Annotated in this window: 20 protein-coding genes; 9 read left to right on the top strand and 11 right to left on the bottom strand. The window is 43.5% G+C overall.

Features of this window, described 5'->3' with window-relative positions; genetic code table 11:
- Positions 1 to 6 precede the first annotated feature (6 nt).
- On the top strand, positions 7 to 1,278 hold the full coding sequence (gene tilS, locus KKOR_RS09425; RefSeq protein WP_015780894.1) for a tRNA lysidine(34) synthetase TilS: 1,272 nt from the start codon (positions 7 to 9) through the stop codon (positions 1,276 to 1,278).
- Positions 1,279 to 1,301: 23 nt separating this feature from the next.
- On the opposite strand, the gene KKOR_RS09420 is transcribed toward tilS, so the two are convergent.
- From KKOR_RS09420 to KKOR_RS09400, 5 genes are read right to left on the bottom strand one after another with little or no spacing between them, the layout of a single operon-like run.
- Entirely contained in the window at positions 1,302 to 1,826 is a 525-nt protein-coding gene (locus KKOR_RS09420; protein WP_015780893.1) for a hypothetical protein, read from the bottom strand.
- A 51-nt stretch (positions 1,827 to 1,877) separates the two neighbouring features.
- On the bottom strand, positions 1,878 to 2,933 hold the full coding sequence (locus KKOR_RS09415; RefSeq protein WP_015780892.1) for a Rossmann-fold NAD(P)-binding domain-containing protein: 1,056 nt from the start codon (positions 2,931 to 2,933) through the stop codon (positions 1,878 to 1,880).
- Between the two features lie 18 nt (positions 2,934 to 2,951).
- Positions 2,952 to 4,178: a patatin-like phospholipase family protein gene (locus tag KKOR_RS09410; RefSeq protein ID WP_015780891.1), complete on the bottom strand. Its 1,227-nt coding sequence runs from the start codon at positions 4,176 to 4,178 to the stop codon at positions 2,952 to 2,954.
- Between the two features lie 5 nt (positions 4,179 to 4,183).
- Positions 4,184 to 4,762, bottom strand: coding sequence for a transglycosylase SLT domain-containing protein (locus tag KKOR_RS09405; RefSeq protein ID WP_228638596.1), 579 nt, complete (start codon positions 4,760 to 4,762; stop codon positions 4,184 to 4,186).
- 20 nt (positions 4,763 to 4,782) lie between these two features.
- Positions 4,783 to 6,498, bottom strand: coding sequence for a proline--tRNA ligase (locus KKOR_RS09400; RefSeq protein WP_015780889.1), 1,716 nt, complete (start codon positions 6,496 to 6,498; stop codon positions 4,783 to 4,785).
- Between the two features lie 153 nt (positions 6,499 to 6,651).
- On the opposite strand from KKOR_RS09400, the gene KKOR_RS09395 reads away from it, so the two are divergent.
- Positions 6,652 to 6,894, top strand: a complete 243-nt coding sequence (locus KKOR_RS09395; RefSeq protein WP_015780888.1) for a hypothetical protein — start codon at positions 6,652 to 6,654, stop codon at positions 6,892 to 6,894.
- 128 nt (positions 6,895 to 7,022) lie between these two features.
- On the opposite strand, the gene KKOR_RS09390 is transcribed toward KKOR_RS09395, so the two are convergent.
- Positions 7,023 to 8,672 carry an amidohydrolase gene (locus tag KKOR_RS09390; protein ID WP_015780887.1) on the bottom strand — a complete coding sequence of 550 codons (1,650 nt, stop codon included), beginning with the start codon at positions 8,670 to 8,672 and terminating at the stop codon, positions 7,023 to 7,025.
- A gap of 171 nt (positions 8,673 to 8,843) precedes the next feature.
- Between KKOR_RS09390 and dapE the strand changes: the two genes are divergently transcribed.
- Positions 8,844 to 10,073 carry a succinyl-diaminopimelate desuccinylase gene (gene dapE, locus KKOR_RS09385; RefSeq protein ID WP_015780886.1) on the top strand — a complete coding sequence of 410 codons (1,230 nt, stop codon included), beginning with the start codon at positions 8,844 to 8,846 and terminating at the stop codon, positions 10,071 to 10,073.
- Positions 10,074 to 10,156: 83 nt separating this feature from the next.
- The gene (locus tag KKOR_RS09380) at positions 10,157 to 12,262 is read left to right on the top strand and encodes a TonB-dependent receptor (protein WP_015780885.1); all 2,106 of its coding nucleotides are present in this window, start codon (positions 10,157 to 10,159) and stop codon (positions 12,260 to 12,262) included.
- Positions 12,263 to 12,302: 40 nt separating this feature from the next.
- Here KKOR_RS09380 and KKOR_RS09375 read toward each other — a convergent pair whose 3' ends face one another.
- Entirely contained in the window at positions 12,303 to 14,009 is a 1,707-nt protein-coding gene (locus KKOR_RS09375; protein WP_015780884.1) for a lysophospholipid acyltransferase family protein, read from the bottom strand.
- A 286-nt stretch (positions 14,010 to 14,295) separates the two neighbouring features.
- Here KKOR_RS09375 and aspS point away from each other — a divergent pair, with 286 nt between their 5' ends.
- The 4 genes from aspS (at position 14,296) to ruvA (ending at position 18,841) form a co-directional block, all read left to right on the top strand.
- A complete protein-coding gene (gene aspS / locus KKOR_RS09370; RefSeq protein ID WP_041296210.1) occupies positions 14,296 to 16,056 on the top strand; it encodes an aspartate--tRNA ligase in 1,761 nt (586 codons plus the stop codon).
- A gap of 290 nt (positions 16,057 to 16,346) precedes the next feature.
- Positions 16,347 to 17,090 (top strand): YebC/PmpR family DNA-binding transcriptional regulator, encoded by a 744-nt coding sequence (locus tag KKOR_RS09365; protein WP_015780882.1) that lies wholly within the window; start codon positions 16,347 to 16,349, stop codon positions 17,088 to 17,090.
- A gap of 606 nt (positions 17,091 to 17,696) precedes the next feature.
- The gene (ruvC, locus tag KKOR_RS09360; protein ID WP_015780881.1) at positions 17,697 to 18,227 is read left to right on the top strand and encodes a crossover junction endodeoxyribonuclease RuvC; all 531 of its coding nucleotides are present in this window, start codon (positions 17,697 to 17,699) and stop codon (positions 18,225 to 18,227) included.
- Positions 18,224 to 18,841 carry a Holliday junction branch migration protein RuvA gene (gene ruvA / locus KKOR_RS09355; protein ID WP_015780880.1) on the top strand — a complete coding sequence of 206 codons (618 nt, stop codon included), beginning with the start codon at positions 18,224 to 18,226 and terminating at the stop codon, positions 18,839 to 18,841. Before ruvC ends, ruvA begins: the two co-directional genes overlap by 4 nt.
- A 26-nt stretch (positions 18,842 to 18,867) precedes the next feature.
- On the opposite strand, the gene KKOR_RS09350 is transcribed toward ruvA, so the two are convergent.
- Positions 18,868 to 19,899: a sensor domain-containing diguanylate cyclase gene (locus KKOR_RS09350; protein WP_015780879.1), complete on the bottom strand. Its 1,032-nt coding sequence runs from the start codon at positions 19,897 to 19,899 to the stop codon at positions 18,868 to 18,870.
- Positions 19,900 to 20,090: 191 nt separating this feature from the next.
- On the opposite strand from KKOR_RS09350, the gene KKOR_RS09345 reads away from it, so the two are divergent.
- On the top strand, positions 20,091 to 20,573 hold the full coding sequence (locus tag KKOR_RS09345) for a hypothetical protein (RefSeq protein ID WP_228638593.1): 483 nt from the start codon (positions 20,091 to 20,093) through the stop codon (positions 20,571 to 20,573).
- Here the strand turns inward: KKOR_RS09345 and KKOR_RS09340 are convergent.
- The 3 genes from KKOR_RS09340 to KKOR_RS09330 all read right to left on the bottom strand — a co-directional run bounded on the left by KKOR_RS09340 (position 20,557) and on the right by KKOR_RS09330 (position 21,993).
- Positions 20,557 to 21,063 carry a hypothetical protein gene (locus tag KKOR_RS09340; protein WP_015780877.1) on the bottom strand — a complete coding sequence of 169 codons (507 nt, stop codon included), beginning with the start codon at positions 21,061 to 21,063 and terminating at the stop codon, positions 20,557 to 20,559. The genes KKOR_RS09345 and KKOR_RS09340 overlap by 17 nt on opposite strands.
- Positions 21,064 to 21,274: 211 nt before the next feature.
- The gene (locus KKOR_RS09335; RefSeq protein ID WP_015780876.1) at positions 21,275 to 21,529 is read right to left on the bottom strand and encodes an RNA recognition motif domain-containing protein; all 255 of its coding nucleotides are present in this window, start codon (positions 21,527 to 21,529) and stop codon (positions 21,275 to 21,277) included.
- Between the two features lie 194 nt (positions 21,530 to 21,723).
- Positions 21,724 to 21,993 carry a hypothetical protein gene (locus tag KKOR_RS09330; RefSeq protein ID WP_015780875.1) on the bottom strand — a complete coding sequence of 90 codons (270 nt, stop codon included), beginning with the start codon at positions 21,991 to 21,993 and terminating at the stop codon, positions 21,724 to 21,726.
- Positions 21,994 to 22,003 lie beyond the last annotated feature (10 nt).

Raw genomic sequence — 22,003 nt, 5'->3', positions numbered from 1 at the left:
TTTCTTATGACAAAATCAGAGCCAGTTTCTCAAGCGATCGATGAGTTTCTGGCTCTTTGCATTTCTAAATCTATAAATCATATCGTTGTTGCATTAAGTGGTGGTGTTGATTCGCTGAGCTTATTGCATGCACTGCATTTGGCTAGAACATCTGATTCCAGCTATTCGTTGTCGGCTGTGTATATTGATCATCAATTGCAAGCGCCATCTTCAGATTGGGCAAAGCAAAACCAACGCTTCTGTGAGTCCTTAGACATTCCTTTTCAGTCGGTCCAAGTTGAAGTCGATAAGGATTTAGCAAGCCTTGAAAGCACCGCCCGTAAAGCGCGTTATCAGGCGCTATCTGAATTTGTGCCGAATCCTCAGACGTGTTTAGTAACTGGTCAGCATTTGAATGATCAGGCTGAGACGTTCCTGTTGCAGCTGTTTCGTGGTGCAGGCAGTAAAGGTCTGGCGTCTATGCCAAAGCTTACAGACTTTGCGCAAGGCTATCTGGCTCGCCCATTATTGACCGTGTCCAGAAAAGCACTAGAGAGTTACTGTAATTCTAATGGATTACAAGCCATCGAAGACCCCACCAATCAAGATACAGATATAAGGCGTAATTTTGTGCGTCATCAAGTGATGCCATTGGTTGAACAGAAATGGCCGCAGGCATCAAAAGTGATAGCTTCGGCGAGTGAGATTCAAGCTGACAATCAGCAACTATTGGATGAACTGGCGGCGATTGATTTCGAAAACTGTTATGAAGTAAAGCAAAACTCATTGGTGTTAGCAGAAGTAAGACAGTTAAGCCCGCAACGAGTTAGAAATCTTCTCCGCTACTGGTTAGAAGGCTGTGGTGCGGATATGCCAAGCCAAGCAGTATTACAGCAAATCCAGACGCAAATGCTCGATGCCAAAGAAGATGCTAATCCTGCTATTGAAATGAGCAGTGGCTCAATCAGACGATATCGTGATGGCCTTTATTGGGTCACCGAAACGGGCGTGGATTATGCGGAATTTGAACTCATTTGGCTTACTGACCGTGACTTGACTCATAATGAACAGTTGTTGATTCCGCTGAACTGGTTGCAACAGAATCACCCACACCTGGTTGGTAAAGAATTAATGGTCAAAGGACGACAAGGTGGCGAGCGTATTCGATTTGAGCCAAGTAAGCCGAGCATCTCATTAAAGAATTATTTTCAGGAGCAGGGCATCCCACCGTGGCAGCGAGATCAGGTTTTGTTATTAGAGTTTGAGGGTGAGCTTCGCGCGATATTCTTGGCGAGATAAGCGCTTGCATAAAGTGACTTAACTTAGTTCTTAATGACTATTTCAACTAAAGTTTTTCCATTGTTTTCAAGTACATTTTTCAACTGAACATTTTCACCATAGGTATCTATATATTCTTTTAATACCTGATTTGTGACCGCTTTGCTTGATTGGTCATAAGATGTGTATTTGAGTGTACACTCTTTAATTTCACAGTTGACCTTATCTATTGTTATATTGGGGTACTCTTCCATGATTTTGTATAGCACGTCTCTTAACGCAACCTCTTTAGCGTATAAATCATCAGTGACTTGGCTTTCATCATTTTCACCAGATAGCTCATTCACTTGAGTTGGTATCACTTGAGTTGATTGTGTCACCTCAACCTCAATATCACTTTCTGTTGATGAACTATTATTAGTCACGGTTTGAATAGGTATTGTCAGCTTGCTTTGAGAGTGGTTCTGGACATCTTTATTTAACTCTGCATCAGGGTAAAGAGAATAAAGTATTCCTGCAAAAATTATCGCAAAGCATAGAATAGGCAGTATTAGTTTTGGTTTTTGCATGATGTCCCGTTATTACATTGTCTATGGTGTTATAAAATTAAAACATAATCATTAAAAGATTGCATTCAACTGGTCTAGCGTCCAATCATGATGCTCTGCCCATTGTGAAACAATGGCTTGATCAGTCTTGCTATCTAAAGCTCTAAATCCTGTTTTCTTATTACTCAGCGCGTCGTCTATAGCAATATTATGAGCATAGAAAATCGGATCAAGAAACTCCATCAGAGTCGGTTCTTTGAGAATAAAATTAACCGGTTTTTTATCAGCTAATACTTCGCTTGCTTCAAAAGCAAAGCCGAATTCATCTTCTGCTCCAGCATTGGCAAGGAGTTTGTCTTTAAATGCCCCTGTGTGATAGTTATCACTAATGATATCTTTCAGTCCTGTGGCGGTAATAATCAGGTCGCTAGCTTCTGCGGCATGTTCAATCAATTGAGATTGCTTGGCATCAACACTTTGATGACCGCGGTGCTCTATGAGTGTTAAACGCTCTCTGTCGGCTTCAGCAATAATGATGTTGGGTGTGATCTTTGAGAAATAATAAGCGATGCCAATACCAACTTTACCGTAACCAAAAATCAAAATATTCTTGTTAGTTAGGTCTATATTGGCGATTTGTGTAATCGCACGGTAAACCCCTTCACCAGTACCCAGGCAAGTTTCCAGACACTTTAATCGAGTATCATCCACTGACACAATTGGAACATGAAATTCTTTGTGCTGTTGGTAACGCATGGCACCAGTTCGTGTAAGCTCGACAATGCCCTTACGTGCATAACAGGAGTCGACCAGCTCAGCACCACAGTCGAGTAGGAAATCAAATTCACCTTTGACTTGCTCAAGCGGTACATAAGAAACCTTTTCATTCTCTAAAATTTGTATCGCATCTTGGTCTTCGTTCATGAAACTTGGATTAGTTACGATGAGATCGGCGCCAGCAGCCTTGAGGCAGGCAATCTTTAGCAGGGTAGTTTGAGTTAGTGGAACATTATGGACGATTGAGAATCCTTTATAGGGTTGAGTTGCTTGATAGTCGGCCAGCATTTGATGCAAAAAAGGCGCAACTTCCGGTGGGTAATGTGCAAAAAAATCATCAAAGCTGTTCATAGAGGCTGCTCTTAGAAATTATAGATCTTGCGGAGATAGTTTTTTTTGTTGAGGCGTCTCTTTCTTCTCAGATTCATCTTTCTGCTCTGGTTCATCTGTCTGCTGAGTTTGCTGGTAGTTGAAGAAGTCTAAAATGTTATGTTCCTGCTTCATCGCATCTTGATAGCCAAGCTCGATTAAGTGGTTGGTGAAAGACTTATCAAAAAGCAGATAGCTCAAAATACTTTCACCATTTTCGTCGTCAACACCAATACGTTTAAAGAAAAAGCGCAGACCGCGTGGTAAGTTTTTGAAATACTGGCCGGCAAGTTCCATCGGATCAATACTCGGCGAAATAATAAAGGTATCCACCTGTTTGAGCGTTAATTGCTCACGCACAATATCGCGTTCGGGAATATGTGCCATCAATTCATTAACACGCATCATGCGTTCGATATCACTTTCCAGACTGTCGATGAAAATACTGTCCAATAAGTGACCGCTGATGTCACCAATAGAAGGGATTTTGATGTTGTGATCTACCTCGCCGCGCAATGGCTCAACAGTCACCACAAACAGTTTATTCGCGCCTAAGTGCAGCGTAGGGCTTAGCGGCGTTAAAAAGCGCATCGAGCCGTCACCGAAGTGAATATCATTGATAGGCTCGGAGGGAAATATCATGGGAATAGCAGTTGAGCCCATCAGGTGCGACAAAGTTAAGTCTTCCGCTTTACCAAAACGACGAAAGCGTTGCCACTCAACCAAGTCTGGTATTCCTTGAAAGAAGCTGACTGAATCACCTGTATTGTAGTTGTATGCAGTGATGCAGGCTGCATCTAGGAAGCCATTGTCGATATTTTCACGAATATCATCAAAGCGAATAGCTTTGGTTAGCAGTTTACGTAGTGGTGCGTTATCAAGCAGTGCCAGTGGTTTCTTGAGTTGGCTGGCTGGACGTAAAATATTCCATATCCAACGCAAAGCATTGCTCGACAACTGACGTAGCTTAGTATGGTAAATTTGCTCCGGCGTTAGGTTGGCCCAGAGCTGCTCCAGTCGTTTGATACCTTCGTTAAAACGGTGGCTATGCTCTGCGACCGCGCAGGAATTAATAGCACCAGCAGAGGTACCTGAGACAATTCTAAAGGGAGACTGTTCTGGATGTTCTAGTATTTGTGAAACAGCTTTGAGGACACCCACTTGATAAGCGGCACGTGCACCGCCACCACTAAGAATCAGTCCTGGAATTGAAGGGCGTTCAGTCATTGGTCTTATAGCGCCCAGCGCTTTCGCAGTGCAGCGTAAACTTTATTGGGATACTTAGCTCTGCCACGAGAACCATTGTAACGCCCTAGTGCATAAGTCAGGTTACCTTTTTCCATATCCAGATACAGTTTTAAAATATAACAGCCGTACCTGACATTGGTCTCCATATCAAATAGGGAATCTTTTTGATGTCCGATTTCATCTTTCCAGAAAGGCATGATCTGCATTAAACCACGTGCATTAGCCACTGAAAGGGCATAACGGTCAAAGTTACTTTCCACTTCCATAATGGCGAGCACCAGCTGTGGATCAACACCAGAAGAATTAGCATAACGGTGTACTAAAGTCAGAATTTTCAAACGTTCATCTTCGGGAATATGAGGTGCGCGGCGAGCAAGACGCCCTGACATGTCTTTCATCCAGACTTCGGCATCATAGCGATCAACAAAATGATTTTCAGCTTCCATCAAAGCTTTTAGCTCATCATAGAAAGCTTGGTTTGGTCGCTCTTGAGCCCGACTGGTTCCAGTGAAACCAGCCAAAGCGACAAGAACAATAATTATAAAATTTCTACTCGGTGTCATATTGCTTAACGCCATAGCACTTATTGTTGTAACAACCCTTTAATATAATCTACAACATTTTCTACACTGACGTCATCTTTAGCGGTGTTTTGGCGGTTCTTATATTCGATAGTACCGTTTTCCAAACCACGTTCGCTTACCACTAGTCGATGAGGAACACCAATCAGTTCCATGTCTGAGAACATAACGCCGGGACGCTCTTTGCGATCATCAAAAATCACGTCGATCCCCTGTTGTTGTAGATCTTGATAGAGCTTGTCAGCAATTTGCTGCACTTGCTCCGAGCGGTGCATATTCATTGGGATAATAGCAACCTGAAATGGTGCAATGGCTTGTGGCCAGATAATACCGTTATTGTCATAATTCTGTTCAATGGCCGCGGCAACGATGCGCGACACACCGACACCGTAACACCCCATGGCTAATGTCACTGCTTTGCCATTTTGGTCGAGTACCTTGCAGTTCATGGCCTCTGAATATTTGTTACCAAGCTGGAAAATATGCCCAACTTCGATACCGCGTTTGATTTCCAGAATACCTTTACCATCTGGACTTGGATCGCCAGCAACTACATTACGAATATCCATCACTTCGGATATTTGCGCATCACGTTGCCAGTTAGCGCCTGTGAAATGGAAGCCAGTGTCATTGGCACCACAGACAAAGTCACTGAGTACTGCAGCATCACGATCCACAATGATAGGGATATCTAAACCAGATGGCCCAACAGAGCCGACATCGCACCCTGCTACAGACTTAACCTCTTCATCAGAAATTAACTGCACCGGTTCTGCGACTAAAGGATGTTTGCCAGCTTTAATTTCATTCAGCTCGTGATCACCACGTAAACATAAAGCTACCACCGGATTGCTTTCATCTTCACCCACCACCAATAAGGTTTTAACCGTCTGTTGCGCTTTAACTTTCAGTAACTCACAGACTTGCTTTATAGATTTGGTATTGGGTGTTTCAACTTTAATTAAGTTTTGGGTCGGCGCTTGTGCTTCGTTTTGAGGTGCCAGACTCTGTGCTTTTTCGATATTGGCTGCGTAATCACCCTCACTACTGAAAGCAATCGCGTCTTCGCCAGACTCTGCCAATACGTGGAATTCATGCGAGTTACTACCACCTATTGCTCCGGTATCTGCCAACACCGGACGGTAATCCAGACCAATACGCTCGAAAATATTGCAGTAGGCTTGATGCATAACCTGGTAGGTTTCTGATAATGATTCTTCATCAACGTGAAAAGAATAGGCGTCTTTCATCAAGAACTCGCGAGCGCGCATAACGCCGAAGCGAGGACGTACCTCATCTCGGAATTTAGTCTGGATTTGATAAAAACTTGCTGGCAGTTGCTTGTAGCTATTTATCTCGTCGCGTATGACTGCCGTGATAATTTCTTCGTGGGTTGGACCCAGGCAGAAGTCACGACCATGACGATCTTTAAAACGCAGTAATTCTGGACCAAACTGGTCCCAGCGGCCTGATTCTTCCCATAATTCTGAGGGTTGCACGCTCGGCATTAACATCTCAATGGCACCAGCCTTGTTCATTTCTTCTCGAACAATGGCCTCTACTTTACGTAAAACACGTAAACCAGTAGGTAGCCAGGTGTACATGCCTGAGGCAATCTTGCGGATCATACCTGCTCTGAGCATTAACTTATGGCTGATCAGCTCAGCGTCGCTTGGATCTTCTCTTTGTGTGGAAAGTAAGTATTGGCTACTACGCATCAGTATCTCGTTGTTGTCATTATCAAAATCATAGAGGGCGTCTATTGTAGCAAGCTTTAATGGGGCTCAAAAGCGCCTTTGATAGATAAAGTGAATTGCCAATTGTTCAAAAAACGTACTATTATGGTGGTAGGTCTTTTATAGGAGGCTTGTATGAAAACACTACCTTTAGCTCTGGCTGTTACTGCATTTGCAGTATTGGCAACAGGGTGTAACTCTACCTCTTCCCGTTATGCTGCTTCGTCTGATGATGACGAATATGTTTATGTGGTTGACTGGCAGAAAGTTTATCTGGTCGAAAAAGCGGCGCGTGAAGGTAATGCTAATGTGGATACTGTTTGGATTAACTATCCTAAAAAGCGTGTTAAGAAGAGCGATTTGGCGAGTAAACAATAGTAGTCCGAGAAACGAATGATATTTAGCATCTTTTGCAAATAGAATTTCGTTAAGATTATTGATACAGGCTGCGCGAGCATTTGCTCACGCAGGGGAGATTTTAACTCATTAAAAGTTAGCGCTTCGTATCAGTGCAAACGTTTACCGCCCACCCAAGTCTGCAAAACGTTCACATCATCCAGCAACTCTGGTTCAACTGAGAAAATATCCCTGTCAATCAGAATAAAGTCTGCTTTTTTGCCAGTCTCAAGACTACCAATCTCATCTTCCCAAAAGCCAGAATAGGCAGCATCGATGGTAAATGCTTTTAAAGTCTCGGCTCGGTCAAGCTTTTCACCAGGCAACCAGCCACCTTCAGGTTGGTTATCACTGCTCTGGCGAGTTACAGCAGCATGAATACCCAGAAAAGGGTTGGCTAGCTCAACAGGAAAGTCCGAACCAGCGGCAATCAGTACATCATGCTCACGCATCTTGCGCCACGCATAAGCACCTTTTAAACGCTCATTGCCTAAACGATCACCGGCCATATTCATATCGCTGGTAGCATGGGTTGGTTGCATAGAGGCAATAATATTCAACTCAGCAAAGCGTGGGATATCATCGAGTGCCACTACTTGAGCATGTTCGATGCGATGACGAAGCACATCAGCAGATTGCTCTTCGGGCAATTTGGCAAAAGCATCCAGCACTAAGCGATTGGCTGCATCACCAATCGCATGCACATTTGCCTGAAAGCCGTATTGTGTAATTAGACTTAAATCTGCTGCAAGTTTCTTTTCAGTGGTCAGTAAAAGCCCTTTGTTATCGGGATCGTCAGAGTAAGGTGCCAGTAATGCGGCACCACGACTTCCTAAAGCACCGTCGCTGTAGAGTTTTACGGAGCGGAATTTTAAAAAAGGAAGCTCGACTTTGCCCAACTCCAGCATGGTTTTGAGATATGTATCACTGCCACTTAACATGCCATACAAGCGAACCGGGATTTGATTCTGTTTGGCCATTTCCAGCATCAATTTATAAGTTTCAAAGTCAACACCAGCATCGTGTACCGAAGTGATACCCAATTTAAGCATGTGATCAAAAGCCAGCTCCAAAGCTGTTCGACGCTCCATGCTATTCAATTCAGGAATTTTACTTTCAACCAGCCCCATGGCTGCATCAACTAACACGCCTGTTGGCTCGCCATTGGCATCTTTTATGATTTTGCCACCTGCGGGGTCAACGGTGTCTTTAGTAATGCCGGCAAGCTCTAATGCTTTTGAGTTAGCCCAGCCAGCATGACCATCAATACGGCTTAGCCAAACAGGACGGTCGTTAATTATGGGGTCTAGCATTTGCTTGGTTGGAAACTCTTTTTTGGCCCACAGTACCTGATTCCAGCCACGCCCCTGAATCCAGCGCAGCTCTGAATTGGCTTTGGCGTAGTCTTTGATTGTTTGTAAGGTTTGATCCAGTGAATCAATACCGCGTAAATCGACACGCATTAAATTCAGGCCTAGGCCTAGAACATGGCCATGGGCATCGGTTAAGCCTGGTAATAAAGTCGCGCCTTTGCCATCAATAGCAATGCTGACCTTGGCAGTATCGGCCAGGTCTTTATGGGAGCCATAAGCGATAACGGTATCTTTTTCAAATAACAGGCTATCGAATTGCACCAACTCGCCATCAGCAAAAGTATAGCCTTTAACGTTATGAATCAGGGTCGGAAGAGCCTGAGCCACGGTGAAGAGACTTGAAGTTATTAACAGGGCAAAGCCCACAATCCATTTGGTCATACGCATATTAATATTACATGGGTCAATTAGGGTAGTAGCACTTTAGTCTATTTTTAGAACGCAATAAAGAGTCTATGAGCAAGGGTCTGCTGACTGTTGTCGCAAAAGCTTCATCTTTATGTCGCCGGCCTGTCATTAGCCATTGTTACAACAATGATAGATTAAAAGAGGTGGATTATGCTGAAGCAAACAACGGTTATTAAAGAGCAAACGACACAAGCACATAGCAAAATAGAGTTGGATTACCAGTCCGTGATGTTGGAGCTGGCACAGAATCTCATTCGAAAACCGTCAATTACTCCCTCCGACCAAGGCTGTTGTGATCTGATTGGTGAGCGATTAGAAGCGATTGGCTTCAAACTTGAGTTCATGAATCAAAATCGGGTGTCCAACCTTTGGGCAAAACGCGGAGAGAGACATCCGGTGGTGGTGTTTGCTGGGCATACCGATGTGGTGCCACCTGGGCAGAATGCAAAGTGGGATACGCCGGCTTTCATCCCGGTCATTAAAGATGACTACCTGCATGGCCGAGGCGCATCAGATATGAAAGGGAGTCTGGCGGCAATGGTGGTGGCGGTGGAGCAGTTTGTTTTCCTTTATCCTGAACACCAGGGGGCAATTGGCTTTATGCTGACCAGTGACGAAGAAGGCATCGCAGTCGAAGGCACAAAACATATAGTTGATAGCTTGCTGGCACGCAATGAAGTGATTGACTGTGCAATTGTGGGTGAACCAACTACTGAGAAGCTTTTGGGTGATTCGATTCGTATCGGCCGTCGAGGCTCCATTAACTGCAAAATTACCCTACACGGCAAGCAAGGACATGTTGGGTACCCTGAGCAGCTCATCAATCCTATCCATAAATCATCACGTCTAATTCATAAACTGTCTTCCAAACGCTGGGATATGCCGAGTCGTTTTTTCCCATCTACCAGCTGTCAACTTGTCAAAGTACATTCCGAAAGTGGAGCCATGAATGTGACTCCAGCGGATCTGGAGCTATGGTTCAATTTTCGTTATTCACCCAGAAACAGCTTTTCAAAAATCAAAGCTTATGTCGAAAAGAAAATAACCAAGTATGGCTTGAAAGCAGATATAGAATGGGATCATGAAGCAGCCCCCTACATTACTAAGCGTGGTTCATTGCGTAAAAGTGTCCAGTCAGCAATTCAAAAGGAGTGCGGTATAAAGCCGAAATTAACTACCGGCGGCGGTATTTCCGACGGGCGATTTATTAAACAAATCGCCAAACAAGTCATAGAACTTGGACCAAGCAATAAAACCATTCATCAAGCTAATGAAAGAGTCAGCATCAAAGAGCTCGATCGGTTGCGTCAACTCTATTTCAAAATATTGGAAGAGCTTTTGCAAAGCAAGAAAGCAGCAAGACCTGTTGAACTCCTTTAGGACAAAATCAGGTGTTCACATTAAATCGACAATTTTGCTGATAGGTTCTTCATAGTGAAATAAATATTATAAAAGGCAATGCTATGAAGAATAACGTTCTCTGTATCGTTTCGGTGCTTCTTTTGTTAATCGAAACTCAGTCCCGAGCTGAAGGTCTTAGCGAAGAACAAAATAATATAACTGAAAGTGAGCAGCAAGACATTGATGATGTTGTTCTTATTTTGGGAGAAAGAGAAAATCTTATTGGCGTTGCGCAATCAGCATCGCAAGGGGTGGTGAGTCGAGAAGAAATTCAACAAAGACCAATGTCACGAACCGGTGAGATTTTAGAGTTTGTTCCAGGCATGGTGGTTACTCAGCATAGCGGTACAGGCAAAGCTAACCAATACTTCTTGCGCGGTTTTAATCTTGATCACGGAACAGATTTTGCTACTTCTATTGATGGCATGCCCATCAATTTAAGAACTCATGGACATGGTCAGGGCTATACTGATTTAAATTTTATTATCGACAAATCTGTTGATTCAATTAGTTATAAAAAAGGTGCTTATTACGCTGATGTTGGTGATTTTAGTGGGGCGGGCGCTGCTGAAATCAAAACGGTCAACCAGGTCAACCATGGAGTAGCCGAATTTACAGTCGGCGAGAACGCTTACTATAATTTCACAATACTCGATGGATTCGATAATGTCGAAGACAGCTGGATATATGCTGTTAATATCAACACAAGAGATGGACCTTGGACGGATATTAATGAGGACTTGAATAAAACCAGTGTTTTGTTAAAAAACAGTCGTGAAGTTGGCGGTGGAATATTTGAAGTGACCGCTATGCTTTACGACAACAGCTGGAACAGTGCTGACCAAATACCTCAGCGCGCCGTGCAAGCCGGTATTATTGATGAGCTCGGCTCGATTGATACATCGGTAGGTGGAGAGTCAAACCGTTATAGCTTAAGCCTCAATTGGCAAAATGATAACTATCTAGCTAGTTTATATGCTATCCAGTACGACTTAAATCTATGGTCCAACTTCACTTATTTTTTGGATGCTGAAATTGATGGCGATCAATTTCAGCAGGTAGATTCTCGAAGCGTTTATGGCGGAAGAATTGTTCGTGATTTTAGCCGTGAGCAGAATGGCCTTGCGATAAAAAATAAAGTAGGCATTGAAGCTCGTTACGATGATATCGGCGAAGTCGGTCTCCATCGCTCCATTAACAGAATACGTAATGGAACGGTTCGCAGTGATAAAGTCGAAGAGTTGAGTGTGGCGAGCTTTTTTGAGAATAGCATTTCCTGGACAGAAAACTTAAAAACCATTGTCGGTTTTCGTTATGACTACTACCAGTTTGATGTCAGCAGTTTGGTAAATACTAATACTTATGGAGTCGATGTAAGTCAGAACGGTGGAACAACTGATGATGGCATATTTTCTACAAAAGCAAGTCTGGTTTACGCTTTGAGTGATGAGTGGGAATCCTATTGGTCAATGGGCCAGGGATTTCATTCTAACGACGCCAGAGGTACAACGATTAAGGTTGATCCTGTCAGTGGTCAGCCTGTTGAGAAGGTCGATCCACTGGTTCGTTCCTTTGGTTATGAGCTGGGCGTTCGGGGTTTTTGGAACGAGCAGTTGAATACTTCTGTTGCGTTATGGAACCTTGAGTTGGATAGCGAATTGTTGTTTGTGGGTGATGCCGGCAATACTGAGCCCGCTGGCGCATCGAAGCGAAAAGGGATTGAGATAACGGCTTACTACAGACTCACTAAAGACTGGGCATTTGATCTTGAATATGCCTATACCGATGCAGAGTTTGTTAACACAAGTGAGGGCAGGTTCGTTCCTGGGGCTGTAAAAGAAGTTATCCAAGCCGGCGTTAATGCCAATTTCACCAACGGTTGGTTCGGCAGTGCTCGGTTGCGATACTTTGGCGAGCGTCCTTTAGACGAAGCGGGCAGTGTCTTTTCAGACTCAACAAGTTTGGTCAATCTACGTCTCGGCTACCGCTTCGATCATTGGGTTATTACTACTGATATTTTAAATGCACTTGATAGCAACGACCATGATATTGATTACTTTTATGCATCAAGATTAAACAGCGAGCCAACAGGGGCCGAGATAGACGATCTTCATTATCATGTGCTTGAACCAAGAACTCTACGAGTCTCAGTAACGTACAATTTTTAGATAGTTTAGTATTAACTAAGTTAAATAATATAAACAGTCGTTATACTAACTCACTGATATAACGCTTACGCTTCTTTTCTTTTAATTTAAGCAGGTCAATCCAAACCACACTATCAATACAATCGCCAAAAGCTGGGTCGGAACCAAAGTCGTGAAACTCTACGCCGCCTTCAATACACAGGTCGCTGTATTGTTTAAAAAGTGTCGGTACGCTGCAACTAAGTTTCGCCAATTCTGATTTAAGAATGGCAAAGGACTCTTTCTCATCCTGATGACTGAACAGTTTCTCTAGCTTGGCTTTCTGTACCGGCTTAATGCGATAAGCATTGAAGGAGCGTGCTAATAGCAACGGCGCACCATAAAACTTATGGTAGAAATAAATAATGAGATCTTTGGCAAAGGCCGGATAATCATTGCTGAGACTGATGGGGCCAAACAAATACCGTACATGCGGATTCTCACGTAAGTAAGCACCGATTCCAAACCATAAATAGTCAAGACTGCGTTTTCCCCAATAGCGTGGTTGCACAAAGCTTCTGCCTAACTCCATGGCCATCGGGAATTTCTTTCGCAGTTGATCTTCGTATCCAAACAGGGTTTCCGAATAAAGTTCTTGATCAGTTTGAAGACGGTTGATGTCGGCTATACGGTAGCTACCGACAATTTCTAGATCCTGCTCATCCCACAGCACGATGTGCTTATAGTAGTAATCAAATTTATCGATATCACGACGATTGCCAGTACCCTCACCAACTTTGCGGAAAGCGACTTCTCGAAGGCGACCAATTTCACGAAGTAATACCGAGTCGATGGTATTTTCAAGTAGGTAAATCTTTTTGCTGTCATGGGTTTGACCAATCAGTCGACAGCTGCTTAGTTCTTCTTTGAGCAGTTGCTTCTTTTCTGGGTGAGCAATCGATTGCTCTGTCTCAAAAAACCCACTCTTGTCTTTCTTTAAGCCGTATAGGTGCTCTTTGAAGCGAGCAATGCTGTCTTTGCTGGCAGGTGACATGCCGCTAAATGAAGCGTATGGAATCAATTTGCCAACTTTGATCGGTAGTGTCAGTGAGACATTTTTGAACATTTCACGAACCAGTAAAAGAGCGCTGACTGGTTTGGCTATCAGCGATAAGCCATAAAAGAATTTTGAGTTTTTGCCACCAACATGAATCGGCAAAACGGGTGCTTTTACATGCTTTGCCATGCGCAGGAAACCTGAGTGCCATTTGCTATCGCGCACACCTTTGATGGACAAGCGCGAAACCTCACCCGCAGGGAAGAATATGACCGCCTGTTCATCCTCCAGTGATTGGTGGATTTGCTGAATCTTATCGCGGCTGCTCTGTCCGGTAAGATTGTTGACGCCTAAGAAGAAGGGGCGCAGTGGTGCCAATGACCCTAACAGTTCGTTAACCACGATTTTGGCATCCTTGCGAACCGAATGTACTAAGGCTAGTAACGCAAGCCCATCCAATGAGCCTAACGGGTGGTTGGCAATGATCACCACGCGCCCGAACACGGGGATATTTTCCAATGAAGAATTACTGACGGCATAGCTCAGCCCAAGATGCTCGTTGACCTTTTCCAGAAAGTCGCAGGGAGAGAGATGCTGGTTCTGTTCGATGAATCGATTGATTTCTTGCTCATGGAACAAATTGGCGATAAGACGCGATACTCCTGATTTTATGCGCGGTGATTTTTCCAGCTTGGGTAAGAATTGTTCCACCAGGTTGTTGCTATTAATCATAAGCTGCTACTCCCAATGAATTGGACTTTCGTGATGTCGCTTCAAATAAATACTTTTTCATGCTGGCTATTTTGTCAGTACAAGGTGACAAGAGTGTGGCATTGGTTAGTAACTTTTATTACAGAAAAACGCTTAATCTGTGCTCAGGAACTGGGTTACAATTCAGCAATTCAAGGGCTCGCAGCTTGCTACTCGGCAAGCTGTGGCGTACCATACTGCGTTTTTTCGGGGTTTTTCCCTTCTTAAATTATTCAGGTTTCAGGCAGAAATACCTATGACAAGCAAAATGCGAAGCCACTACTGTGGCGAACTATCAAAAAACGAAGTAAATCAATCGGTTACATTGTCGGGCTGGGTGCATCGTCGCCGTGACCTTGGAGGGCTTATTTTCCTTCAGGTGCGTGATCGCAGCGGTTTGATACAGGTGGTGATTGATCCTGACTTTAAAGAGTTGTTTGCTACCGCAGAGCAGCTTCGTAATGAGTTTGTGATTCAGGTCAAAGGCCAGGTACGTGCGCGTCCGGATGAGATGGTCAATAAAAACATGACCACTGGCGAGATTGAGGTGTTGGCGCAGGAGCTGACTATTCTCAACAAAGCACAGCCGCCGGCTATTCCAATTGATGAGAATCTGGAAGCATCTGAAGAACAACGCCTGAAATACCGTTACCTTGATTTGCGTCGTCCAGAAATGGCGCAGAACATGATTTTCCGTCATAAAGTCACCAGCGCCATGCGCCGTTATATGGATGAGCATGGTTTTATTGATGTGGAAACACCCATTTTGACCAAGGCGACGCCAGAAGGTGCGCGTGACTATCTGGTACCGAGTCGGGTACATAAAGGCTCATTCTACGCCTTGCCACAATCACCTCAGCTGTTTAAGCAGTTGCTGATGATGTCTGGCTTTGATCGTTATTACCAGATTGTTAAATGTTTCCGTGATGAAGATTTGCGTGCTGATCGCCAGCCTGAATTTACTCAATTGGATATCGAAACTTCGTTCCTCGATCAGGAAGAAGTGATGCAGTTGATGGAAGGTTTGATTCGTCACTTGTTCCAAGAATTAATGGCAATCGAACTGCCGGCATTCCCACGCATGAGCTATGCCGAAGCGATGGAACGTTATGGTTCTGATAAGCCTGACTTGCGCACCGATATGGAATTGGTAACCGTTGATGAAATCGTTAAGGACGTAGAGTTTAAAGTATTCGCGGGCCCAGCCAAAGACGAGCAAAGCCGTGTGGCCGCGCTTCGTGTTTCTGGTGGTGCGAAACTAAGTCGTAAGCAAATTGACGAATACACCAACTTTGTTGGTATTTATGGCGCCAAAGGTTTGGCCTGGATGAAGGTCAATGGTCAAGGTGCTGAAAACTTACAAAGCCCAATCCTGAAATTCCTAGGCGACGACAAAGCATTAGCGATTGTTGAAAAAGTAGGAGCACAGGAAGGTGACATTATCTTCTTCGGCTCAGACACCAAGCGAGTGGTTGCTGATGCCATGGGCGCGTTGCGATTGAAAGTTGCAGCGGACCTTGAACTGATTCGTGACGAGTGGAAGCCATTGTGGGTAGTCGACTTCCCAATGTTTGAAGAGATTGATGGTGAAATTCATGCACTACACCATCCGTTTACCGCACCGAAAGACAACGACGCCGCAGCGGTTAAAGCTAATCCAACAGAGACCCTGTCTAAAGCGTATGACATGGTTCTAAACGGCAGCGAAGTTGGTGGTGGCTCGATTCGTATTCATAATCAGGATATGCAGGAAACTGTTTTCGATATTCTGGGTATTGATGAAACTGAACAGAAAGAAAAGTTCGGCTTCTTATTGGATGCACTGAAATTCGGTTGTCCTCCACATGGTGGTTTGGCCTTCGGTCTTGATCGTCTGGTAATGTTAATGGTTGGTGCGGACTCAATTCGTGATGTTATAGCATTCCCGAAAACTACCACAGCGAGCTGTCCGTTGACGCAAGCACCAAGTGTTGTTGAGGAAAAGCAGCTGGATGAGTTAGGTATTCAAGTTAAGAAGAAAGAAAAGTAAGGAATTAATAAAGTAGCCTAAAGTGACATTGTATTTAGAAAGAACGCTTTGGGCTAAACAATTTCGCGGTATAAAGTTTGAGAAAGTGCGGATTTTACATTTGCTAAATGACAAGCTTGAACAAACTTAAGTATGAAAAAGATCAAAACGTGTAAGAGAAGGATTAGACAAAACTCTAACGCGGCAAATTGAAATTTTATAGCGGAGCGTATTAACAATCCGTGAGCAGATAAAATTTCAATTTAACAAAGTTAGAGTAAAGAATGAGCCTTCGAATCGAGAGGTAAATTATGGCTGGTCACAGCAAATGGGCAAACATCAAACACCGCAAAGCAGCACAAGATGCCAAGCGCGGAAAAATCTTTACTAAAATCATTCGCGAGCTCGTAGTTGCCGCGAAAGAAGGTGGTGGCGATCCCAATGATAACCCAAGACTAAGAGCCGCCATGGATAAAGCGCTCGGCGCTAACATGAAGAAAGATACCATCGAGAAAGCGATCGAACGTGGTACCGGTAATGCTGAAGGTGACAATTACGAAGAGCTCACCTATGAAGGTTATGGTCCTGGTGGTGTCGCGATTCTTGTCGAATGTATGACCGACAACAAAAACCGTACTGTGGGCGAAGTTCGACATGCGTTTACCAAACATGGTGGAAATCTCGGTACTAATGGTTCGGTTGCTTACCTTTTCGAGAAAAAAGGTCAGTTTATTTTTGGTGACAATGTGGAAGAAGAAGCGCTGATGGAAGCTGCGTTAGAAGCCGGCGCCGAAGATTTTGTCGCTCACAATGATGGCTCCTTTGAGCTGCAAACCACACCTGAAGATTTTCTTGATATTAAAGAAGCGTTAGTCAAAGCAGGCTTTGAGCCAGAAAATGCAGAAGTTTCAATGTTACCGTCAACCCAAGCGGAATTGGACGTTAACGATGGTGCCAAAGTGATTCGCCTAGTTGACCGACTGGAAGAGTTGGACGATACGCAAAATGTTTATACGAACGCGGATATTCCTTCTGAATCCTACGATCTAGTCTAGAAATGTTTATACTTGGTGAGGCTTTGTTGAAAGCACATTAAAAGCTCGTTATTCACTATATGTGAACGCCTCTCTTTTAATGTGCTTTCGCCGCGCCTCATCTTCATCTAAATCATTTCTACGCACTTTTACTTTACGATACTTTGTTAAATTTATTTTTGCTCAAAATCAGGGTCTGCCCCCTTGGGTATTTACAACTCGTAAACTCATCATCGCAAAAATAAATTTACCTCGTCTCGCCATCGTCTAGAGAGCTTCTAATGATAGGGAGTTATATTCGATGAGTCTTTTATAGAAAGGCCCCAAGTTTTGTCATTCTGAACTCGATTCAGAATCTGCTTTTGTCATATATTTAATGAACTGGGCAGACACGTAGGTCTGCCCCTACCTAATATTTTACAATTGGTAAGGTAAACCTCGAAACAATCGGAACTTCGGAATAAGTTGGTAGGGGCGTACCTATGTGTGCGCCCGATATATTTTTAAAATTCCCAGGCATCCCCAGCCTACTAACAATGTCCCTTTCTTACCGCCTTGACCATTGCTCCTAGAAAAAGTCTAATAGGCGATTAAATATAAGAATTTTTTGATCTGTTTGGAGCTTGAATGCCTATTATCCTTGGAATTGACCCAGGTTCTCGCCTTACGGGCTTCGGAATAATCGAAGTAGGTGGTCAAATTCCAGCGAATCGACCGCGTTATATAACAAGCGGTTGCATTAGAATTAAAGATGAAACCTTGGATTTAAAGCTTAAGCAGATTTTTGATAGTGTGTGTGAATTGATTCAGGAGTTTAAGCCTGATGAGTTTGCCATTGAGTCGGTGTTTTTGTCGAAAAATGCGGATTCTGCTTTAAAGCTAGGCCAGGCGCGCGGTGCCGCTATTGTGGCGGCAAGCCATTATGCATTGCCGGTGTCTGAATATCCTGCAACAAAGGTTAAACAATCTGTGGTTGGCACAGGCGGCGCGGATAAGAGTCAAGTTCAGCACATGGTTAAGACGCTATTAAAATTACCTACCAGCCCTCAGGCTGATGCTGCTGATGCTTTGGCGGTGGCTTTATGCCATGCCAACACCTCTCAAGGGTTGGCTTTATTGAAAGGTGCAAAAACGATAACTAGAGGACGTTTACGTTGATCGGAAGAATACGCGGTACATTAATCGAAAAAATCCCTCCCTTTGTCATCATCGAAACCACTGCCGGTGTCGGTTACGAAATTCAGGTGCCGATGACGACTTTTTATCAGTTGCCGGAAGAGGGTGAGCAAGCCATTCTTTCAACACATATGTCGATAGCTGAAAACTTACATGCGCTCTATGGTTTTATCAGTACTAAAGATAGGGCCTTGTTTCGTGAGTTGATTAAAGTGAATGGTGTTGGGCCTAAGCTAGCACTGGCCATTTTATCAGGTATGGAAACAGATGAATTTGTGATGACGGTGCATGATGGCAATGTGGATAGGTTAGTAAAGTTACCAGGTGTCGGTAAGAAAACTGCAGAACGCCTATTAGTTGAAATGTCTGATCGCTTGAAGGACTGGTCAATATCTGCAGGCTTACCATCTAGCCAACCATCTGAAGCAAGTATTGCGCAAACAGCAAAAACTGATGCGTCGCAAGAGGCGGTCAGTGCTTTGATTGCTTTAGGCTATAAACCACAAATCGCCAGCAAGGCCGTAACTCAGGTTGCTCACGATGATGCTAAGAGCGAAGAACTTATTCGTTTGGCCTTGAGACAGTTGGCGAGTTAGTAGCGCTTTGGAGTATCGTTGAATAGCTAAATTCTGGCTTTTTTACGAGCACGTTTATTGGTAAACATATTCTGATCGGCTATTTCAAGTAACTCATCCAGATCATCTGTATCATCAGGGTAAACTGCTATACCAAAACTGGCTCCAAGTTTGAATTCTTTCCCGTCTTCTTGCATAGGCTGATCAAGAGAGTTGATTAAGTTAGTAACAACTGTCTCCGCAGATTGTTTTCCATCGACTGGAGATAAGGTAATAGCAAACTCATCTCCCCCTAAGCGAGCTACTGTATCGGAACTTCTTACCTTGTCTAGAAACCTTGCAGCCAGTGTTTGTAAAGCTTTATCACCAATATGATGCCCGTAATTGTCATTCAAGACTTTAAGGTCATCCATATCAATAGCAATAACAGCTACCTTGCTATCATCGCGTCTAGCGTGTGCGATATTCTGCTGTAGATGATCCATAAATAAAGCACGGTTGGCTATACCTGTGAGCTCATCCTGAGTGGCACGACGGAATAATTCATCTTGTGCATAATATTGAGCATGAAACATGGTGCTCGCAACTAGCTCTGACATGTAAGCAATGATTTTGAGTTCTGCCATCGAAAAAAAGCTGGCTTTCTTAGAGACAACCTTCAAAACTCCTACCACTTTATTTTCATGGAATAACGGGAAGACAATCATCGAACGGTGACCAATGGCTGCTCGGGAAACTTGATCGACTCTTGAGTCATTTTCGGTATTATTGGCAATTAATGCCTGTTTGCTTTTGATGGTGATAGATGACATGTTGTTGGCGCTATTTCGTCTAACGCCGTAGTAATCCGAGGCAATACCAGAGGCGGCACGGATGACCATTTCATCACCTTCTATAAGCTCAATGACTGCGCCATCGGCGTTAGTCAGCTTTTGAGACTGTTGAGCGGCTTCTTTGAGAATAGCTCCAAAGTTAATGCCTAGACGAGCAATAGAGGTCTGAGCATGAATGATTTCTTCAAGCTTCTTATGGGGAAGCAACGTGCTTTCAATGGTTGCGTCGTTACATTGGAACTCCATCCGTAGCTCCTTAAGTAATTACAAAATCTACACTAACACTATGGAACAAAGCGAATATCAGTGTCAAATTAGTAAGTCCGAATACAAAATATGGTTCACTAATTGCATACCGGGTCAGGCCAATTTAGAATCAATATCAACAAACAAAAAACAGGTATTCAGTAGTGAACTATTTTGAGAAACAACCCATCATGCCAAAAAAGTTAATGGTGGTAGTTACCATTATTTTAATCTTTCTATCCGCACTATTTGGATATTCGTTCTATGAACAGGAGTTTATGGATAAGCCAGTACCGGCTAATGCTATGGCCAGCCACTGGGCACTCTTAATTTGTGCTGTCACTGCATTAGTAGCCTGGTATGTTTCTAAGATAGCCATTATTACCAAGGTTGAAGATGAACATCTTTTCGTCAGTCTAGGCAAGTTTGGTAAAACCAAAGTAGCTCTAAAAGATATTGAGTCTGTTGAAGATAAAAAAGGAAATCCAGCTGCTGAGTTCTTAGGTTATGGGTATCGAGTTAAACTCAAGCAGCTGGGATATATTGGTCGTGGCAAAGCAGCCATCGAATTAACAATAAAAGACCAAAAGCGAACTCTGGTTATAACAACGGACAATGCCTCTTCCTTAAAAGAAGCATTGCGTTATGAGCATGCGGCTACTGAAAGTCTTTAGTGTCAAATTTCACCATTTGAACAAGGCCTGACGGTCCATTTTTGATGCTCCAAGTTCCGATCATAGCGCGGCTATCAACATCTACCTCAAGTGAGTAATCGATAGTGGTACCGCTGTTATACTTTTTAGTAAAACTGAATGTTTTGCCACTGACTCTAGGGTTTATGACTTCAGCAATTTGTGCGTAATAGCCAGGGTTTAAGTCAGGTTCTAAAATTATGCCAGCAATGTCATTAGACACTTTCTCCATAACCAATGTAAAGGAGTTGGCTGGTGGCGTATCCGCAGTTCGATTGTTGTAATCATAGACGCCAATCCAATGCCCAGTCATTAACTCATCAGATAGGCTGGATACGGTTTGTTGTTTACTCGTTCCATCCAGCATCTGCTTGAGCTTATCTTTATTGGAGTCTGCGGCGATCGAAGAACCACTAAATAAAACAACAAAGCCAAGAAGGACCAATTTAATGGCGCTTTTACGAAAAGACATATAACCCCCAAGTTAATTCTTTTGAAATATTAATGTCGCTCAGTCTAGCACTGGAAACGGGGCATGGAAATAAGGAGTTTGCCACCTGTGGCTTTAGAAAATTAGCTTGGTGTAATCAGGGATGGCTTCGACAAGGAGGATTGAATAAAGGGGGCTTGAATTGAGGGGAGCGAATAAACCTCGAAGTCACTTTGCTCCTTCGAGGCTATGCTTATTCAGTATCTTGCTTGTCTTCTGCTTTTTTAACGCGGATTTTACTGCCGTCAACGTTACGACCATTAAGATTCTTGGTCGCAGCCTTCGCATCGCCAATTTTAGGCATTTCCACAAAACCAAAGCCTTTAGACTTGCCAGTAGCCTTATCCATAATCAAATTGCACCACTGAACGGTACCGTATTCTTCGAACAAAGCTTTAACTTGCTCTTCGGTGGTGCCACGGTCCAAATTACGAACTAATAATTTCATAGGGAGAGTTTGTTGGTGTGTATGCGCCGCATTGTACCATTGAGAACCCAGTGTTTACTATAGGTTCGGTGGGCTAGTCTTAGCTTTAGTCAGTGGTTGCTCTTTAGTAGGGTTACCTTTGAACTCGCCATTGATCTCAATGGTACCCCTACTTACTTATGAAGATATACGCAAGTTAATAGGCTTCATTGTTATTAACTAAAAATGCCCACCGCCAATTCAGCCCATATCAGCAGGAAAGCCGCAGCAATGATTATGAAAAGGCCCAATCGATATTGTGGCTTTTTGGCAAATCGAAGCACCAACTCAACAGCAAAGCCAGCACCCAGCAACATAATACCAAGCACCAGAAAATCAAACTTATCCCAGCTAAACTCATCGCTAAATTGGTTGGCTATTACCGCTGACATCATCAGAAGTGCTGCAATAATCCAGTATGTGATTTGTATTGTTTTCGTGTTCATAATAATGCCT

It is taken from the genome of Kangiella koreensis DSM 16069 (assembly GCF_000024085.1).
GTDB classification, from domain to species: domain Bacteria; phylum Pseudomonadota; class Gammaproteobacteria; order Enterobacterales; family Kangiellaceae; genus Kangiella; species Kangiella koreensis.
The sequence above is the reverse complement of the archived record's forward strand: the minus strand, read 5'-3'. Positions and strand labels throughout refer to the sequence as shown.

What these genes read in the sequence shown, in the direction of transcription:
- KKOR_RS09420 (WP_015780893.1), bottom strand. Translation starts at nt 1,826, where the DNA reads ATGCAAAAACCAAAACTAATACTGCCTATTCTATGCTTTGCGATAATT.
- KKOR_RS09330 (WP_015780875.1), bottom strand. Translation starts at nt 21,993, where the DNA reads ATGAACACGAAAACAATACAAATCACATACTGGATTATTGCAGCACTT.
- aspS (WP_041296210.1), top strand. Translation starts at nt 14,296, where the DNA reads ATGCGAAGCCACTACTGTGGCGAACTATCAAAAAACGAAGTAAATCAA.
- KKOR_RS09375 (WP_015780884.1), bottom strand. Translation starts at nt 14,009, where the DNA reads ATGATTAATAGCAACAACCTGGTGGAACAATTCTTACCCAAGCTGGAA.
- KKOR_RS09345 (WP_228638593.1), top strand. Translation starts at nt 20,091, where the DNA reads ATGCCAAAAAAGTTAATGGTGGTAGTTACCATTATTTTAATCTTTCTA.
- tilS (WP_015780894.1), top strand. Translation starts at nt 7, where the DNA reads ATGACAAAATCAGAGCCAGTTTCTCAAGCGATCGATGAGTTTCTGGCT.
- KKOR_RS09390 (WP_015780887.1), bottom strand. Translation starts at nt 8,672, where the DNA reads ATGCGTATGACCAAATGGATTGTGGGCTTTGCCCTGTTAATAACTTCA.
- KKOR_RS09340 (WP_015780877.1), bottom strand. Translation starts at nt 21,063, where the DNA reads ATGTCTTTTCGTAAAAGCGCCATTAAATTGGTCCTTCTTGGCTTTGTT.
- KKOR_RS09350 (WP_015780879.1), bottom strand. Translation starts at nt 19,899, where the DNA reads ATGGAGTTCCAATGTAACGACGCAACCATTGAAAGCACGTTGCTTCCC.
- KKOR_RS09405 (WP_228638596.1), bottom strand. Translation starts at nt 4,762, where the DNA reads ATGACACCGAGTAGAAATTTTATAATTATTGTTCTTGTCGCTTTGGCT.
- KKOR_RS09380 (WP_015780885.1), top strand. Translation starts at nt 10,157, where the DNA reads ATGAAGAATAACGTTCTCTGTATCGTTTCGGTGCTTCTTTTGTTAATC.
- KKOR_RS09335 (WP_015780876.1), bottom strand. Translation starts at nt 21,529, where the DNA reads ATGAAATTATTAGTTCGTAATTTGGACCGTGGCACCACCGAAGAGCAA.
- KKOR_RS09365 (WP_015780882.1), top strand. Translation starts at nt 16,347, where the DNA reads ATGGCTGGTCACAGCAAATGGGCAAACATCAAACACCGCAAAGCAGCA.
- KKOR_RS09415 (WP_015780892.1), bottom strand. Translation starts at nt 2,933, where the DNA reads ATGAACAGCTTTGATGATTTTTTTGCACATTACCCACCGGAAGTTGCG.
- dapE (WP_015780886.1), top strand. Translation starts at nt 8,844, where the DNA reads ATGCTGAAGCAAACAACGGTTATTAAAGAGCAAACGACACAAGCACAT.
- KKOR_RS09400 (WP_015780889.1), bottom strand. Translation starts at nt 6,498, where the DNA reads ATGCGTAGTAGCCAATACTTACTTTCCACACAAAGAGAAGATCCAAGC.
- KKOR_RS09395 (WP_015780888.1), top strand. Translation starts at nt 6,652, where the DNA reads ATGAAAACACTACCTTTAGCTCTGGCTGTTACTGCATTTGCAGTATTG.
- KKOR_RS09410 (WP_015780891.1), bottom strand. Translation starts at nt 4,178, where the DNA reads ATGACTGAACGCCCTTCAATTCCAGGACTGATTCTTAGTGGTGGCGGT.
- ruvC (WP_015780881.1), top strand. Translation starts at nt 17,697, where the DNA reads ATGCCTATTATCCTTGGAATTGACCCAGGTTCTCGCCTTACGGGCTTC.